The organism is Candidatus Saccharibacteria bacterium oral taxon 488 (assembly GCA_010202115.1).
Lineage (GTDB): Bacteria > Patescibacteriota > Saccharimonadia > Saccharimonadales > Saccharimonadaceae > Nanosynbacter.
The window spans coordinates 450,018-467,944 of sequence record CP047917.1; the positions used below are offsets into that span (position 1 = coordinate 450,018).

General features: G+C 54.0%; 13 protein-coding genes and 3 tRNA genes. 3 read left to right on the forward strand and 13 right to left on the reverse strand.

Annotation, left to right across the window (positions count from 1 at the left end):
* Positions 1-288: 288 nt before the first annotated feature.
* From rpoC to dcd, 5 genes are all read right to left on the reverse strand, one after another.
* Entirely contained in the window at positions 289-4,137 is a 3,849-nt protein-coding gene (gene rpoC, locus GWK74_02455; GenBank protein QHU90375.1) for a DNA-directed RNA polymerase subunit beta', read from the reverse strand.
* 1 nt (position 4,138) lies between these two features.
* The gene (locus tag GWK74_02460; protein ID QHU90376.1) at positions 4,139-7,507 is read right to left on the reverse strand and encodes a DNA-directed RNA polymerase subunit beta; all 3,369 of its coding nucleotides are present in this window, start codon (positions 7,505-7,507) and stop codon (positions 4,139-4,141) included.
* Positions 7,508-7,677: 170 nt separating this feature from the next.
* Entirely contained in the window at positions 7,678-8,340 is a 663-nt protein-coding gene (locus tag GWK74_02465) for a hypothetical protein (GenBank protein QHU90377.1), read from the reverse strand.
* A 24-nt stretch (positions 8,341-8,364) separates the two neighbouring features.
* The gene (tmk, locus tag GWK74_02470) at positions 8,365-9,012 is read right to left on the reverse strand and encodes a dTMP kinase (protein QHU90378.1); all 648 of its coding nucleotides are present in this window, start codon (positions 9,010-9,012) and stop codon (positions 8,365-8,367) included.
* A complete protein-coding gene (gene dcd, locus GWK74_02475) occupies positions 9,009-9,728 on the reverse strand; it encodes a dCTP deaminase (GenBank protein QHU90379.1) in 720 nt (239 codons plus the stop codon). The genes tmk and dcd overlap by 4 nt, the downstream gene beginning before the upstream one ends.
* A gap of 113 nt (positions 9,729-9,841) precedes the next feature.
* Here dcd and GWK74_02480 point away from each other — a divergent pair, with 113 nt between their 5' ends.
* A complete protein-coding gene (locus GWK74_02480; protein ID QHU90380.1) occupies positions 9,842-10,339 on the forward strand; it encodes a hypothetical protein in 498 nt (165 codons plus the stop codon).
* A gap of 61 nt (positions 10,340-10,400) precedes the next feature.
* Here the strand turns inward: GWK74_02480 and GWK74_02485 are convergent, their stop codons facing one another.
* From GWK74_02485 to GWK74_02520, 8 genes are all read right to left on the reverse strand, one after another.
* Positions 10,401-11,339 (reverse strand): thymidylate synthase, encoded by a 939-nt coding sequence (locus GWK74_02485; GenBank protein ID QHU90381.1) that lies wholly within the window; start codon positions 11,337-11,339, stop codon positions 10,401-10,403.
* A 125-nt stretch (positions 11,340-11,464) separates the two neighbouring features.
* Positions 11,465-12,064: an ATP-dependent Clp protease proteolytic subunit gene (locus GWK74_02490; GenBank protein ID QHU90382.1), complete on the reverse strand. Its 600-nt coding sequence runs from the start codon at positions 12,062-12,064 to the stop codon at positions 11,465-11,467.
* Positions 12,065-12,083: 19 nt separating this feature from the next.
* Positions 12,084-13,370, reverse strand: a complete 1,287-nt coding sequence (gene tig, locus GWK74_02495) for a trigger factor (GenBank protein ID QHU90383.1) — start codon at positions 13,368-13,370, stop codon at positions 12,084-12,086.
* A gap of 26 nt (positions 13,371-13,396) precedes the next feature.
* A complete protein-coding gene (locus tag GWK74_02500) occupies positions 13,397-14,734 on the reverse strand; it encodes a histidine--tRNA ligase (GenBank protein ID QHU90384.1) in 1,338 nt (445 codons plus the stop codon).
* Between the two features lie 69 nt (positions 14,735-14,803).
* Positions 14,804-15,331 (reverse strand): TrmH family RNA methyltransferase, encoded by a 528-nt coding sequence (locus GWK74_02505; GenBank protein ID QHU90385.1) that lies wholly within the window; start codon positions 15,329-15,331, stop codon positions 14,804-14,806.
* Positions 15,332-15,439: 108 nt separating this feature from the next.
* Complete coding sequence (locus tag GWK74_02510; protein QHU90386.1) at positions 15,440-15,787, reverse strand: VOC family protein; 348 nt, start codon at positions 15,785-15,787, stop codon at positions 15,440-15,442.
* 70 nt (positions 15,788-15,857) lie between these two features.
* Positions 15,858-15,944, reverse strand: a tRNA-Leu gene (locus GWK74_02515).
* Between the two features lie 60 nt (positions 15,945-16,004).
* Positions 16,005-17,609 (reverse strand): FAD-binding protein, encoded by a 1,605-nt coding sequence (locus GWK74_02520; protein QHU90387.1) that lies wholly within the window; start codon positions 17,607-17,609, stop codon positions 16,005-16,007.
* Positions 17,610-17,748: 139 nt separating this feature from the next.
* Between GWK74_02520 and GWK74_02525 the strand changes: the two genes are divergently transcribed.
* Positions 17,749-17,833 (forward strand) — tRNA-Leu (locus GWK74_02525).
* 15 nt (positions 17,834-17,848) lie between these two features.
* Positions 17,849-17,925: transfer RNA gene (locus GWK74_02530), tRNA-Val, on the forward strand.
* The last annotated feature ends 2 nt before the right edge of the window (positions 17,926-17,927 follow it).

A 17,927-nucleotide genomic window follows, 5' to 3' on the forward strand; every position in this document is an offset into this window, starting at 1 on the left:
CCTTGGTTGATTTACTAATGATGGCGATTCGCCTGGCGGCTCTAGTAAGCTGGCTCGGCATTGACACGCAAAAACCAGCTTCTCTTAGCGCCTACGGCTTGGATTCAGCAACTCCGCCCCGTGTCTATACCTTTTCTGCCAAGCATGCAGTCTGTACACATTCAAACCACCGCGCGCTCCGAAAAGAGGAAACTCTGGGGAGATTATAGCATAGACTGCGTGCAATTGCTATAGAAAAACCGCCCCGTATCCATCGGAGCGGTTTTCCGAGAAAGAAAGCCAGTTGGCTTATACTGCTACAGCTAGTTCCTCCTCCTGATTGTCAGCGAACTCGTCCTCGCTTGGCTCGTCGGTTTCCGTCTCTTCGACAGCACCCGTTCCTACTGGAATCTTGCGGCCGATGATGACGTTTTCTTTGAGACCATGCAAGTGATCAGCGCGGCCAGATACGGCAGCGTTGATCAGCACGCGAGTGGTGTCCTGGAAGGACGCAGCAGATAGCCATGAGTCGCTCCAGATTGACACCTTGGTGATACCGAGTAGCAACTGGGTGTAGCTGATGAGGTTTTTGCCCTCAGCCGCTAGTTGCTTGTTGGTGTTTACCACCGCAGCCTTAGAAACGATGTCGCCCGTCACAAAGTCACTGTCGCCCGCGTCTTCGATCTGGACGCGACTAAACATCTGGCGAACGATGATCTCCAGGTGCTTGTCGGCCACGTCTTGACCCTGAGCGGCGTAAATGCGCAGTACTTCGTTGATGATGTAGCGCTGCGTGGCTTCGACACCCTTCAGGCGCATCAAGTCGTGCAGGTTCAATGAACCGGCCGTCAAGCGGTCGCCAGCTTCGACAACGTCGTTAGCCTTAACAACCAATTGCATAGTGCCTGGGATTTCGTAACGAGCTGGTGCACCAGCTTCAGCAGCGATAACCAAGGTGTCTTCTGCTGCTTCAACCACACCGTCAAATGGTGCGACGAGCGGGCGAGTGTCACCTTCGCCAGTTGCCAGCACGTCGCCAGCCTTGACGCTTGAGCCAGCCTTAACCATGATGGTTCGGCCGTCCAGCGGCAAGCGCTCAACTTTACCAGATTCCGGGGTAACTTGGACGATGTACTTTTTGCCATCTTCCCAAACGTCGACCAGGCCAGCAATTTCCGTAACATATGCCTGACCCTTTGGTGTGCGTGCCTCGAACAATTCTTCAACACGCGGCAGACCCTGGGTGATGTCGCCACCGGCCACACCGGAGTTGTGGAAGGTACGCAAGGTCAGCTGAGTACCTGGTTCACCGACTGACTGAGCCGCGATAACACCGACTGGCTGATGATTGCCGACCAATTTACCGGTTGACATGTCAACGCCGTAACTGCGCTGCGGAATACCGTTGAGGTTGTTAGTTGACAAGACTGACTGGATCTTGACACTTTGGATGCTTTCATCGTCATCAATTGAGTCGGCGATTTCGCGAGTGATCAATTCATCCTTGTTGACGTGACCTGGAATCGTCTCAGCCGCGTAACGACCGGCCAAGCGATTCGAGAAGTCGATCATCGTTTCCTCAGTTTCTGAGCGGTAGATTGCGTAACCTTCGTCGTCGCCCTCGGCATCCTCAACCGTGAAGACGTCCTGCGCCACGTCGACCAACCGGCGCGTCAGGTAGCCTGAGTCGGCAGTCTTCAAAGCGGTGTCGATCAGACCCTTACGCGCACCACGTGTCGCCACGAAGGCCTCCAGGCTGGATAGACCGCCGGTGTACGAGCTACGGATTGGCAGCTCGATCTCGCGGTTAGCGGCGTCGACCTGGATACCGATCATGGCGCTGGCGAGCTTGACGTTGGAGATATCACCACGAGCACCAGAGTTGACCATCATCGAGATACTGGTGTCCATGTGCGCCAGCTGATCCTGGAGGAACGCCGTGATCTTATTATCCACATTTCGCCAGGCATTCACTGTCAAGTTATAGCGCTCGTCCTCGGTGATCAAACCTTGGTCGAACTGCTCAGAAATCAAGGCCGCCTTGGCGTCGCCCTCAGCCACGAACTCAGCGATCTCGTCAAAGTGCACGTAGTCGGTCATACCAGTTGACACGGCCGCGGTTGTCGCGAAGCGGAAGGCCTGACCCTTCATGCGGTCGGCAATCTTGGCAGTTTCCTCGGCACCGTACTTGTTGAAAATTTGTGCCAAGACCTTCTTCAGCTGCTTCTTCGTCTGAACATTGTTGTCATATGGGAAGTCCTCTGGCAGAATCTCGTTAAAGAAGACGCGGCCCAAGGTCGTCTGGCGTAATTTACCCTTGGCATAGATGCGAATTGGCGTTTGCAGTTGGATAGCACCCTTGTCGTACGCCAGTTCTGCCTCGTAGACTGAGCTAAATGACTTGACATCGTCAGTCTGGGCCTGCGGCTTGTCATACGTCAAGTAGTAGTTACCGAGCACGATATCCTGCGAGATGTGCAGCACTGGCGCACCGTCGGCAGGCTTCAACAGGTTGTTAGTAGCGCTCATCAGCTCGCGTGCCTCGGCCTGCGCTTCCTTGGAAAGCGGCAGGTGGACAGCCATCTGGTCACCGTCAAAGTCGGCGTTAAAACCAGCGCAGACCAGCGGATGCAGCTGAATGGCTTTACCCTCGACCAGGACTGGCTGGAAGGATTGAATTGACAGGCGGTGCAAGCTCGGTGCACGGTTGAGCAACACGTACTTGCCCCTGATCGCCTCATCAAGCGCGTCCCACACGACCGCCTCGCCCGACTCGATCAAGCGAGTCGCCGAGCGAATGTTGTGGGCAAATTCACCCTTGATCAGCCAGCTGATAACGAACGGCTTGAATAGTTCAAGCGCCATTTGTTTTGGCAGGCCGCACTGATTGATCTTTAATTTTGGGCCAACGACAATGACCGAGCGGCCAGAGTAATCGACCCGTTTACCGAGCAAGTTCTGGCGGAAGCGGCCTTGCTTACCTTTGAGCATGTCGCTAATTGATTTGAGGCGACGACGGCTGCCAGTCGAGCTGACCGCCCGACCACCGCGCGCTGCTGCGTTGTCGATCAGGGCATCGACGGCCTCTTGCAACATGCGTCGTTCATTGCGCTGAATCACCTCTGGCGCGTTGAGCTCGACCAGTTTCTTCAGGCGATTGTTGCGGTTGATGATGCGGCGATACAGATCGTTCAAATCAGACGTTGCAAACCGACCACCGCTGAGGGCGACCATTGGACGCAAGTCTGGTGGGATGACTGGCAGTACGGTCAGGCAGAGGCTGGATGGCTTGATACCAGCAGCCTGCATGCTCTCAAGCATCTTCAGGCGCTTGAGCAGTTTCTTCTCGCGCTGACCCTTGGCATGTTCAGCCTCCTCACTTAGCTGGGCGATCAGTTCTGACAGATCAATTTCATCCAGCAGCGCCTTGAGCGCACTGGCGCCCATGCCGACCTCGATCAGCTCGTCGTACTCCTCTGGCAAGTTGCGATAATCCGTCTCCGAGATCAGTGCGCCCTTGACGAGGCCCTCGAGCTGCGTTTTCTTCGTCGCGTACTTGTCGTTAAGCTCGTCAACCTCACGGCTCTGTTCCTTCGCCAGCTGCTTGATATCAGCATTGTCAGCTTCCGCAAGCTGCTCGTAGCGCATCTTAATCGCCATCCGACCAGCTTCGGTTTCAGCTTCTAGATCCGCCAGGTATTGGTCGCGGGTGATCTCATCAACCTTGAGAATGACATAGGTCGCAAAGTAGGCGATCCGCTCAATATTACGCACCGTCATCCCCAGTAGCAAGCTCATGGCGCTCGGCGTGCCGCGCATAAACCAAATGTGCGCTACTGGTGCGGCCAGCTGAATGTGGCCCATGCGCTCGCGGCGGACGATTGACTTGGTGACGAGCTCGCCGTTTTTATCGACTGCAGCCTCGCGTGAACGAACACCTTTTAACTTTGAGTCGTGTGGATTAATGTCCTTAACCGGGCCAAAGATTCGCTCACAGAACAAACCGTCACGCTCTGGCTTTTGGGTACGGTAATTGATCGTCTCTGGCTTGAGAACCTCGCCGTGACTCCACTTTAGGATGTCATCAGCGCTGGCCACCGCTAGGCGTACCGCATCAAAATCGCTAATTCCGGTCGCGTTAAATGAATATTGCGCCATCTTACGCCTCCTCCTTTATTTCTTCTACTTCGTCAATATCTTGTACGCTCATGCCGGCCTCGATGTCGCCGATGTCGTCTGATTCATCTAAGTAAACTTGGTCATCGTCATCGTCGTCGCTCGCGGCTTGTGGCACGGTCTTGTCAGCTGGACCACTGGAGGCGATGACATGTTCAGCGTCAACTACACCGCCCTCGTCAAGCAGGTCAACCCGAAGGCCCAATCCCTGCAGTTCCTTGACTAACACGTTGAAGGATTCTGGCAGTTTCGGCCCGACAATTGGCTCGTCCTTGATGATGGACTCGTAAGCCTTGGCACGGCCATAGACGTCGTCAGACTTGATGGTCAACATTTCCTGCAAGGTTGCCGCAGCACCGTAGGCTTCCAGTGCCCAGACCTCCATCTCGCCGAAGCGCTGACCACCGTTCTGCGCTTTACCACCGAGCGGCTGCTGAGTGACCATGGTGTATGGACCAGTTGAGCGGGCGTGAATCTTGTCAGAGACCATGTGGTGTAGCTTAATCATATGCATCACGCCAACTGTGGTGCGCTCTTCAAATGCTTCACCGGTCCGACCATCAAAGAGTTGTGATTTACCATCGCGGGCAAAGCCTGCTTTTTCTAATTCATCAGAAATCGTTGCTGATGGCACACCATCAAACGACGGCGTCGCCACACGGTAGCCCAACGCTCGTGCCGCCATACCAAGGTGCGTTTCAAACAGCTGACCGAGGTTCATGCGGCTCGGCACACCCAGCGGGTTCAAGATCACGTCAACTGGCGTACCATCCTCCATGAATGGCATATCCTCGACCGGCAGTACTCGTGCGACCACACCCTTGTTACCGAAGCGACCAGCCATCTTGTCGCCGACACCGATCTTGCGCATCTGCGCCACAAAGATCTGGATTTGCATCAATACGCCAGCCTTGAGCTCGTGGCCATTCTCGCGGCTAAAGATCTTGACACCGACGACCTTGCCGCCGCCAGCATTGTTCATGCGCTGTGAAGTGTCACGGACATCCTTGGCTTTTTCACCAAAGATAGCGCGCAGCAGACGCTCCTCAGAGCTAAGCTCCTGCTCGCCTTTCGGCGTAATCTTACCAACCAAGACGTCGCCAGCCTTGACCTCAGAACCAATTTGCACGATACCGTTTTCGTCTAAGTGGCGCAGACTGTCTTCTGACACATTCGGAATGTCGCGAGTGACGATCTCTGGGCCGAGCTTGGTCTCGCGAACCTCCACGTTATAATCCTTGATATTAATGCTGGTCAAGCGATCGTCCTCCACCAAGCGGCGACTGAGGATAATCGCGTCCTCCATGTTGTAACCACCCCACGGCATAAAGGCCACCGTCAGGTTTCGCCCCAGCGCGATCTCGCCCTCGGCAATCGATGCACCCTCGACGAGAATATCGCCTTGCTTGACCGTGTCGCCACGGGCTACGCGAACCTTTTGGTTGTAGCAGCGATCGTCATTGTTCTTGACGAAGTGTCGCAGCGCGTAGACCTTGACGCCATCGGCGTACTTGACATGAATTTCATCAGCATCAGCCCGTACCACTTCGCCATCAGCCTCGGCCTGGATCAGGTGGCCGCTATTCTCGGCTACCGCCTGCTCGATACCGGTACCGACAACCGCCGGCTCTGGCGTGAGCAGCGGCACTGCTTGGCGCTGCATGTTCGAGCCGGTCAAGGCGCGGTCGACGCGGGTTTTCTCGATAAACGGCACCAGCGCCGCCGTCGAGCCGAGGATCTGCTTGTGAGCAGCGTCCATAAAGGTAACTTCTTCGACGTCAACCTGACCTGGCTGGAGGAACTTGCGGGCGCTGACGCGGCTATCGGTAAACGACTTGTCGTCATTCAAGCGTGCTCCAGCATCGGCGATAACTTCGCTGGCCTCCTGAGCGGCATCCAGATAGACCACTTCGTCTGTCACCCGACCATCGGTGACGCGCAGATACGGCGTCTCGATAAAGCCATACTCATTGACCCGCGCGTAGGTAGCGAGGTTCAGCACCAGACCAACGTTGGCACCCTCTGGCGTCTCCACCGAACAGATACGGCCGTAATGCGTTGGGTGAGCGTCGCGCACGTCAAAACCAGCGCGTTCGCGGCTCAAACCACCAGGACCCATCGAGCTCAAGCGGCGCTTGTGACTGAGTTCGGACAGTGGATTGACCTCATCGAGGAGCTGACTGAGCTGCGAACTGGTAAAGAACTCGCGAACTGCTGCCACCACTGGCCGCGCATTGATCAACTGGCTCGGCGTAATGTTCTCCATATCAGCCACACTCATCCGATCCATGGCGTTGCGCTGCATCCTGAGCATACCGACGCGGAACTGACGGGCAATCAGCTCGCCGACCAGCTTGACGCGGCGATTGCTCAGCGCATCAATGTCATCAGCTGGCTCCTGGGTATTGTTGAGGCGAATAATCTCGCGAATAATGGCCACTAAATCGCTCATCTGGAAAATACGGTTTTCAGCAGTGTTCGCAACGTCCAGACCCAGGCGCTGGTTCATCTTGTACCGGCCAACCCGACTATAATCAAAGCGCTTGAAATCAAAGAACATTCGCTCAATCATCTGGCGTGCGTTATCAACCGTCGCCAAGTCGCCCGGCCGCAAGCGACGATAGACCTCGATCAGCGCCTCATTAGCGCCACGCGCAGTGTCTTTCTCGAGCGTTTCCTGAATGTAACTAGTCTCGCCCGTATCAATATCAGCAAATAGTTCGCGAATTTCTGAAGTTTTTGGATGACCCAAAGCCCGCAGCAACGTCGTCACCGGTAGTTTACGGCGACGGTCAATCTTGACATAAATCGTGCCATTGGTTGCCGTTTCAAACTCCAGCCAGGCACCACGGCCTGGAATCATCTTGGCGCCGTAATAATTACGACCAGCTACCGTGTCGGCAGTAAAGAACACACCGGCCGAGCGGATCAGCTGGCTAACCACCACGCGCTCCGTCCCGTTGATGATGAAGGTACCGCGCTCGGTCATCCATGGATAATCACCGAGGTAGATTTCCTGCTCTTTGACTTCGCCGGTAACTTTGTTGGTCAGTTCGACGGTTGCATGCAGTGGCGCCTCAAACGTCAAATTATTTTCCTTGGCGAACTGATCGGTGGTCTTTGGCTCGTCAAAATGATAGCTGCCGAACCGCAGTGCCAACTTCTGACCAGTGTAGTCGTCAATTGGGTTAATTTCTGAAAAGATTTCGCTCAAACCATCCTCGACGAACCAGCGCCACGAGTCCTCTTGGTGAGCGATGAGATTTGGCATGGCGATCGCACTGTCTGTTCCAGTGAAAAAGACGCGCGCGCCACGAGTGGTCTGTTGAGCCACAGGCGTTACTCCTCGCATTGATTATAATTGGTGATCACGGCCGGAAGATCTCTTAGTCTCAGCACGAGCCTGAGGTTTGCCCGCCCATCAAGCTCGCCCCTCGCTAAAACTACACTACTTCACTGTGACACATTATGACGCATAGGACGACGAATTGCAAGAGAAAAATAATGAAAAATTGACTATTGTTAAGCAGCGGCTAGTTCTAAACGAAGGCACACTTCACCCAGTAATCTAGCCGCACGCTCACCGTCAGTGATCGTCGCTAACCATTCCCAGCTTCCATCGGTTTGAAGTTGCGCCGTATGTAGTCGATAATTACCAGCGACACCGCCAACCGAGTCACGTTTGACAATACGGCTAACTTGGTGATTTTGCGGATTAATATCTTTGACGTGACCCGGTAGTAGTAGAGCCCGCTCGTCAATATACATACCAAGATATGTTGGCCGATTATTTGGCCCAGTCTCATGATTAAGTACCGCATTTACCAGTCCCCGAAACAGATCCCAGCGTTTCATATTTCTAGCCCCATACCGCTCGAGATATATCAGATTATTATCCTGTACATCCGGAATATCTGAGGCCAAGCCTAAGGCATCGGTTCGACCTACACTTACTGCCGCCTTGATTGATGCATCTGCGAGCGCAACATAAATACCACCCTCGACAAGATCGGCTTGCCTCCGAAGTACTTCGGGCGTAAACTGTTCAGATTGATACAATCGCCTTATCTCGGAGGCGCTGATATCTGGCTTCACATGTACGAGAGACTCAACCCACAGGCGGCGCAGATCATCACACAATGAATCAGTAATATCACCACCACTTAATCGAACTGTCTCAATCATATCCTCTCCTGTTTATGAAATATACTATAAATATCGAGCAATGCTGTCAAGAATCCACGCGTGCACTTCCTCTGGAGCTCCGACAGCTGACAATACCGGGATATTTCGCTCGGCGGCGATGGCTTCATAGGCGTGGTTAACTCTGTCCTGGAACGACTGCTCACGCGACTCAAACGTATCAGGATGAGCGACGTGCCCGCGCTCCGCGATGCGCTGCTGGCGCTGGGTGTCGCTGAGCGTTAAAATGATCATCGCATCCGGCTGCAGGTATCGCTCGTCGGTAAATAGCTTCGTCATCCGCATAATCTCCTCCGCATCTAGCCCGTCGCCATAGCCCTGATAAGCCAGTGTCGAGATGTAATTACGCGCACTCAGAACGATCTCGCCACGCTGCAGAGCTGGCTGGATCTTTTCGCGCCACAACTCGCGCCGCGCCGCTGAGAATAACGCTAGGTTAATTTCGCCGGAACGTACTAGATCGCCATTCTTAACGATGCGCCTCAGTTCATTGGCTACCGGCGTTGACTTTTCTGGATCGTCACTGCCTGGCTCTTCGACCACACACACGATGCGGCCGCGCGCCCGGAAATAATCCGCCAGCATGGCTACTTGGGTTGACTTGCCGGTGCCGTCGTTGCCTTCGATGACGATGTATCGACCGGGACGGCTCATTTGATACCCTCACCTAGGCCATTAATAATCGCCGGAGTATGACGCCGATCCTTGAACGCTCGCGGTAGCATCATTTCTGGCCGCCAGCTATGGATAAGCTCGGTGAGGTCGTCGGTGTGCTGGTACTTGCCGCTGATGCCGCCACGCCCGCCGGCGTAGCCACCATCCACCGGCCCAGTCTGGTGAAAAATTAATTGCCCGATGCGCTCGCCAACTGGTAGTACCACGCTTTCGTGCTTGTTCAAGTTATAGATCTCGAGCGTAATCCGATTGATATAACCCGGGTCGATCCAGCCCGCATCAAAACACACCGCCACACCGTTACGACCCCACGAGCTGCGGCTTTTCACCTCGGCCGCGCCGCCATGCGCCCGAATCCCCACAAACTCGTGGGTGTGCGCCAAGATCCGCTCGCCGGGACGCAGCACAATGATCGGATGCTCATCCGGAATATTACGAAACTGCCTAAAGCCGTTATGTTTGCACCACTCGGCATGCGGCATCGCCATCAGCGGCCCCTTAAAATACCGCGCCACCTCCGCTTCGTCAAATGGATTATAAACGCTTGACTGATCATCAAATTCCTGTTTATAAAAATAATGCCCCAGCGTAAAATCTAGGCTAGCCTCTGACACATTGTCCGGGGTAAACGGTGTACAGACGATCGTTCCCTCCTCGATCGCTGCCAAAATTTCCCGGTTTGAATACACGCTCATGCCGCGCCTCCTCTTGTTTATCTTACCTCACTCCCCCGAGTAATTCTATTATGGCAATATTTGCCCGCTCGGGCAAGCTTTTCGTAAATTTTACATCATGCTAGACTGGGGTTATGGAGAAAGCCATCATCGTTGCTTATGATGTCAACCGCGCCATTGGCCGGGGTGGCGATTTGCCGTGGGGTCGCAGCCTACCGGCGGATCTAGCGAATTTCAAGCGGCTGACCAAAGGTAGCGACGTCATCATGGGCCGAAAAACTTTCGAGTCGATCGGCTGCCGTCCACTGCCAGATCGTGAAAACATTGTCATTTCTTCGCGGCCGACCGGCGTCAAGGGCGTGCTGACCGCCATGAATCTGCCGAGCGCTCTGGCGCTGTCGCGCTACCCGGTATTTATCATTGGCGGCGCGCAGGTGTATGGCGATGCGCTGAAAATGCCGGAAATTGACACCATCTATGCCACCGAGGTTGACGCTGCATTCCCAGACGCCGACACTTTTTTCCCGGAATTGGATATGTCTGTTTGGCGGGAGATTAGCCGCGTCCATCATCCCGCGGACACCGAGAATAAGTACGACTTTGATTTTGTGATATATCACCGGATAATTTAGCCGGGCCCAAACTCCAAACACCTTTGAATAATTTAGTACGCCAACAAATTGCCCGAACACACTACACCGCAATCGGCGCCTTGATCGGCGGGTGGTGCTCATAACCTTCCAGACGAATATCATCAATCGTGAAATCGTCAATATGCTTGATGTCTGGATTCAGCCACAGTTTCGGTAGTGACAGCGGACGGCGCGACAATTGCTCATCGACCTGCGCGCGGTGATTGGTATAAATATGCGCGCTATTCAAGGTGTGGACGAATTCACCGGGCTGTTTATCTGTCACCTGAGCGATCATCGACAGCAGCAATGCATAGCTCGCGATATTAAACGGTACGCCCAGGAACATGTCCGCCGAACGCTGGGTCAGCGCCAGATCCAGTTTATCTTTCTCGCCATTTTTACCCGGGCGAACATTAAACTGGAACATCGTGTGGCACGGCGGCAGCCCACCAGCTCGGGCGATATCGTCAATTTCCGCCACGTTCCAGGCGCTGACGATATTGCGCCGCGATGTTGGATTATTCTGTATCATATCAATGGCGTTTTGGATTTGGTCAATCGTCCCGCCCTTGCCGTCCGGCCACTTCCGCCACTGCACGCCGTAGACTGGGCCCAAATTACCCCACTCCTCGGCAAACGCGTGATCAGTCGCGATTTTACCGATAAACTCTTTCATGCCAGCACGCCACTCCTCGCCATTGATCTCAGGGATGTGCTGACCGGTTTTTTCCAAATAATTCTTGTATGGCCACTCGTCCCAGATATGCACGCCGTTTTGTGCTAGATATTCAATGTTGCCCGTACCTTTGAGAAACCACAGCAGCTCATGCGCCACACTGTTGAAATATAATTTCTTGGTGGTCATAGCCGGGAAGCCGTCCGCCAAATCATACCGCGTCTGCACGCCGAACACTTCCGTGGTGCCAGTACCGGTGCGGTCGCCTTTTCTCACGCCATTGTCACGAACGTGCCGCAGAGCATCTAGATACTGTCTCATAATCCCTCCTTGCCTTTCCTTAATTATGGCAAGATTCCACCGTAACCACAAGCAAAACCAGCGGTAGTTTTCACAACGTCACGCCATATTGAATACATTTATGAATCGCGGGGGCTTCTTGGAGCCTACGATAACTTGCTCAATACCTTATCCACCAGCCCATATTGTACCGCCTCCTGAGGGCTCATCCAGTAGTCACGCTCCATGTCAGCCTTGACTTTAGAGAGCTTCTGGCCGGTGTTTTTGGCCATGATTTTGGCCAGCATTTCCTTCACTTCCAGCGTTTCCTTCAGGTCAATTTCCATGTCGGTCACCTTGCCACGCGTGCCAGAGGACGGCTGATGGATCATCACCTTGGCGTGCGGCAGACAGAACCGCTTGCCTTTGGCACCCGAGCTGAGCAAAAACGCACCCATACTGGCCTGCAGGCCAATGCCGTACGTCGCCACATCCGGCTTGATAAAATTCATAGTGTCATAAATCGCCATGCCGTCATATACACTGCCGCCCGGGCTATTGATGTAGAGCGAGATGTCAGCCTCTGGATCAACGTACGCCAGGTGCAGTAGCTGCGCCACCACGCTGTTGGCAGTATGCTCGTTAACCTCCTCGCCGAGGAAAATAATCCGCTCATTGAGCAGCCGCGAATAGATATCAAACGCCCGCTCGCCGTCGGCTGACTTTTCGATGACGGTGGGGATGAGATAGCTAGCTGGCCTTGTCATATATACATTCACTAAAACCTTATTTACTATTCAGCTCAACCAGCTTGTCGATCGTCTTGTCGGTGATCATCCGGTTTGCGATATCACGGTGGACGTTTGGATCATCAAATCGCGCGGCTAGTTTAGCGTCCTTGCCGTATTGCTGCTTGAAGGTGGAAATTTGTGCGTCAAGCTCCTCGCGGCTAACCTCTACGCCCAGCTCCTTTGATAGCTCAGCTAGCACCAGGCCAGCCTTGACCCGCTTTTCGGCCGCCGGGCGAGCCTCTTTTTTCTGCCAATCGGCTTTATCTTTGAAGCCTTGCGTCTTTAGATACGCGTCCATTGTCAGGCCGCGATATGACAAATTTTGCATCAGATCTTGTTCAATTGACCGCAGCTGATCGTCGATCAACAGCTCTGGCAGCGCCACCTTGGAGCTATCCACCAATTCCGCCACCAGCTCATCCTTGAGCTTTTCCTTGGCCTCGCGCTCTTTTTGCGCGGTAATCTCGCGCTTGATGTCAGCCTTGAGTTCTTTGATGTCGGTGAACGGGCCACATTTAGCGGCAAATTCATCATTGAGTTCCGGTAACTTCAGCTCATTTACTTTATGGAGCGTCACGCTAAACACCACCTTGGCGCCGGCTAGATTTTCAGCATGGTAATCCTTTGGAAATTCAAGATCAAGATCAAATGTCTCGCCGGCCTTGTGACCAACCACACCTTCTTCAAAGCCGGGGATGAACTGACCACCGCCCAGTTTCAGGGCGAAATCCTTGGCCGAGCCGCCGTCAAACGCCACACCGTCTTTCTTGCCAACAAAATCGATAATCGCCTCGTCGCCTTCTTGAGCTGCGCGCGTGACCTCGGCTTTATCAACAAAATTCTGCTGCATCCGCTCGATGATCTCATCGACGTCTTTGGCCTCAACCTTGACCGTCTGGGCCTTGGCCTTGAGCTTTTTGTAGTCGCCTAATTTGACCGGCGGCACAACGGTCGCCTCGGCGGTAAACTCAACTTCTTGATTGGGGACAAATTTTTTGACCTCAACACTCGGCCGTTCCAGCGCCTGGAGCTTCTCATTCATAAAGGCCTCAGCAACCGCCTTGGACAGGGCGTTGTCGAGCACCTGTTCCTGGAGCGCCATTGGATTGACGTGCTTGGCAGCCACGCTGACCGGTACTTTACCCTTACGAAATCCCGGCACCTTGAGGTCGCGCGCCATCTTGGTCAGCGCCACCTGCTCAGCCGCATTCAGCTCGTCCGCCCCCAGCGTAATCGTCAAACAAACCTTGGTATCTGATAGTTTCTTTACAGTCGTCTTCATGACTACCTATTATAACAGGGGTAACGCTAAATCTCAAACGCCGCGTCGTCATCACCGTCGTAGCGTCGATCTTTGACCACGCTGATCATGCGCTCGAGACTGACTTTTTGCTCGGTTGACTCGATGAGGTTTTTGATCGTGTAGACACCCGAAGCGACTTCTTCCTCGCCGACAAACGCTACGAATGGGATGTTCTTTTTCAGCGCAGTTTTCAGCTGCTTATCTAACTTACGCCCGCTGAAATCTAACTCGGCCCGCACCCCCTCGCTGCGCAGCGTCCGCGCCAAAGTATCTGCACCACCTAGCGATGCCGCGTCCACCGCGATGATGTACACATCGGTATGCGTCGTTAGTTTTGGTAGTAACTCGTGCACCTCGAGAAACTGCTGCATCGTCGTCGCACCGAGCCCCACGCCGACCGTAGCGACCGGCTCGACACCAAATAGTCCGACTAGCCCATCATAGCGCCCACCGCCGAATAGCGCTCGATTATTCTCCGGCGAATTATCAAAAAACTCAAACACCGTACCAGTATAATAATCCAGCCCGCGCATCAGCGTCACGTCAAACATCGCATTACCGATGCCCTTCTGACGCAGCAGGGTCATCACCTGGCGAAGCTGCTGGACACTCGGACTATCCGCCAGCTCCTCTGGTAAATCATCGACACTGCGCATGCTAATTAGCTGCGCCAACTTTGGCAGGCCCGCCTTGGCCTCTTCTGAGCCAAAAATCTCAATGGCTTGCTCGCGGAAAGCTTCTGGCGAAATCTTATTCTTGCGATCAAGCAGCCGCGTCATCATCTGCGCACCGATCACGTCGAGTCCGAGAAAACTGCTCATCAACTGATTGATCAACTGGCGATTATTCACCCGCACCGTAAACATGTCTTCGCGCGCACCAAAGTTCATGATACTGCGGTAGCCAAACTCGATAATCTCCGCATCGGCCCACGGCCCCTCCGCGCCAAACAAATCAGCATTCAGCTGCCAAAACTCGCGTTCCCGTCCGCGCTGTGGCCGTTCGTAGCGCATGAAATTAGCGATAGAATACAGCCGGGCCGGCATGGCCAGTTCCTGGCGCCGACTGGCCACCATGCGAGAAATCGACGGCGTCATCTCTGGGCGAATTGCCACCTGACGACCACCACGATCGGTGAACAAGTACGTCTGCTCGCCCGCTAACTCCTGCCCCGACTTGGCGGTGTAAATATCCAGCGGCTCGACGAGCGGTGCACCGTACTCCTCGTACCCAAAACTCTGCGCCGTGGCGTGCCACACCTTGAAAATATAATTCTGCAGGCGCTTGTCCTCCGGGAAATAATCGCGCGCGCCCTTGTAACTCTGAGTTGATAAATTGCTCATGGTTGCTTTTATTGTGGCACAATGGGGCAAATTTTTCAATGATAAAGACGAATGAGAGGTTGAAGTGTATCAATCGAGCACATGCTGCTGCAGCCAGCAATACATCGCCACAGTGGCTGCCGCGCCGACGTTGATGGAGCGGGTTGAGCCGAATTGTTCAATAGCCACTATCTTGTCTGCCGCTTGCGCCATCTCCTCGGAGATTCCCGGACCCTCTTGGCCAAACACCAGCACCGCGCGCTTTGTTAGGGTCGTCTCCGCCATATTGACACTGCCCGGGATATTATCAATCGCAATAATTTCTCTGTTTTCAGACCGCATTAGCTCGACAAACTCCGCTGTCGAGCCAACGTAATGTACATGCAAATATTTATCCGTCATCATGGCGCCGCGCTTGTTCCATTGCCGCCGACCGATGACGTAAATCTGCCGCACGCCAAACGCATTGGCGCTCCTGACGATCGTCCCCATATTAAAATCCCGCTCGGTGTTCTCCAGAGCAATCACCAGGCCGTGGTCCTTGGCGTCTAGTTCTTTCATGATCTCCGCCTCGCTCCGACCTTTGAATTTGTCAATCACATTTCGCGTATCTTGCATCTCTGTTATTGTAGCAAACGTTACGAAAAAGAGACGAAAGATCTTCTCGTCGTCATGAAAAATGTAGCGTGCTCTCAAGCATCCACACTATCTCACGACAAACAAAACTTACTCCGACCAAACAGCAAGCTCATTGCCCGCCGGGTCTTGAAAATGAAAGCGTTTACCGCCAGGAAAATTAAATATCTCTTTGGTAATCGAAGCGCCGGCTGTCTTCACCTTGTTGTAGACCGCCTGAATGTCAGTAACATAGATCACTGGAAGCGGAGCAGTTGCTGGATCCTCGGCATTGATACCACTACCCACGCCGCTGTCGTTTGTGTCCGCATAGTCATCACCCCATTGTTGATATGACCAACCAAATACCTCGGTAAAGAAGTCTTTTGCTGCGCTCAACTCCTTCACGCTCTTTGCTGGAAACTCTATGTAGTCGATATGGCTGTTCGCCTTACTCATACGGTTATTATATCACAAGAAAAACCGCCCAAATGATCGGTGATTTTCTTGTAATGCAGTCGTCAATTCTTGGTGCGGATGAAAGGACTTGAACCTTCACGTACTTGCGTACACTAGCACCTGAAGCTAGCGCGTCTACCAATTCCGCCACATCCGCGTGACTACCGAGTATTATACACGACCGGCTGCTCCTCCGCAAGGAGTTTGCCTAGCCGTTTCAGCCCGCCAGCCGGCACCAAGCATTTAATTCTTCTGCCAACTGCTTCATCGGCACGGCAGTCTTGATACCCGGCGCGAGGATGCCTTTTGGATCAAAGATGTGCTTGATTTTTGCGTACAGGTCACGCTCCTCGGACGTGAGTGTTGGCTGGACAAACGCCGCCTTGAGCCGACCCTCGCCGCCAAAGCCCGCGAACGACCCTTCGTGGCTGGTCACGATCCGCACCATGTCCGAGCAGAGTTTGAGGATACGCTGGCGGTCACTGACCTTTTTGCTCGAGAATACCGGATAGCTATTAATCATACCAGTCGTCGCGTCGATAAACAGCGGCATGGCCACGCCATATTCTTTCTCGAGTGCACGCATCGACTTGATAAAGCCGTCCAGCTGCACACCCGGCAGCCACATCCCAGAGAATACCTGCGGCACGACACCGTGCTCGTCAGCCGGATGCTCCGCCAAGGTCAGCACTGAGTGCAGCGTAAACACCTCTTTCATTTCCATGTCGCGTAGCTCAACCTGCAGGGCCGTACCACCGCGAAGCGCGCGCAGTAACTTCTTGGCGGCCTTGCTACGCGCTCGGTCTGAAAATGCGTGAAAGAGCGCTACCACCACGCCGCCGCGATAGCATTCTTTCGGCGCCCATGCTAGTTTCTTGCCCTGAGCTGCCGCCCGCGAGAAGAGCCGCCCGTCGATCAGCTCGACTGTCGAGGCGCCTGCTTGGAGCGCTGTGTCAACCGCAGCCTGCGCTGCATTCATTGAACTATACGCGGCGCTCACCACGGTCAGTTCTGGATGGATGAAGTCAGCCTTCATAATTAGTTCGCCGATGATACCGAGACTGCCTTGAGCACCAATAAACAGCGGTGTGAGGTCAAACGAGCCGTCGCGCTGCCGCACCTGAGCGATACTCGAAAAGCCGGCCATCTCTGGCGCGCTAGCATCAATCCGAGCAATCAGCGCTTCATTATCGGTTATCAAATTATCCAGCTGCCGGTACAATTCGCCCTCAAACGTCGCCAAGCCTTTCTTCTTGCTCAGTTCACGCTTCGACAGCCGACCGGTCTGTACAATATCGCCACTTGACAGGACGACTTCCATTTGGTGAATCGACTGACTCAACAGGCCGTACGCCGAGGACAACATGCCAGCTGCTTCAGTACTAATCGCACCACCAATCGTGCCATCCTCACCTGTCAATGAAATCTCCGGCAGACCCAAACCCTTGTGCGTTGACAGCACCGCTTGCGCTGCTCTATGAGAAATACCCGACTGGAGGTGGACTAGCTGCTGCTTAGCATCAATTCCGACGACATTATGCATGTGTGCCGCCATGTCGATGGCGATACCGCGCCCGATCGCCGCGCCCGTACTATCCGTGCCGCATCCGCGCGCATACACCGGTAGGACGTGACCCTTCTCCGCCAGTTGCGAACAAAACCGCAAAATCTTGCGCACATCACTGGTGTCCGCCACTCGTGCGATCAACTCCGGCTGCCGCGCCAGCACACTCCCATCCCGCTGCGCATCCGCCAAAGCACCGTCATGCGTCACTACTTCACCCGTCAGATGTTCATTCAAATACGTCGCAACCTTATTCATAGTCCCCCTTTTTCTGTTAGTTTCATGATAGCACGGTCGAAGTGGAGCGTAAAGTGTATTGCTCGAGGGCGACGGGTTGTGTATAATTGAGGGGTAGATGCGCCTGAAAGTACCGTGCGCGTCTTTGACAATTAGCTATGCGGATGTGGTGGAATTGGTAGACACGCATGCCTTAGGAGCATGTGCCTCACGGCGTGAAGGTTCAAGTCCTTTCATCCGCACCAAGGTTTTATTTTTACGGGAGATTAGCTCAGTTGGCTAGAGCGCACGATTCACATTCGTGAGGTCACAGGTTCGAGCCCTGTATTTCCCACCATT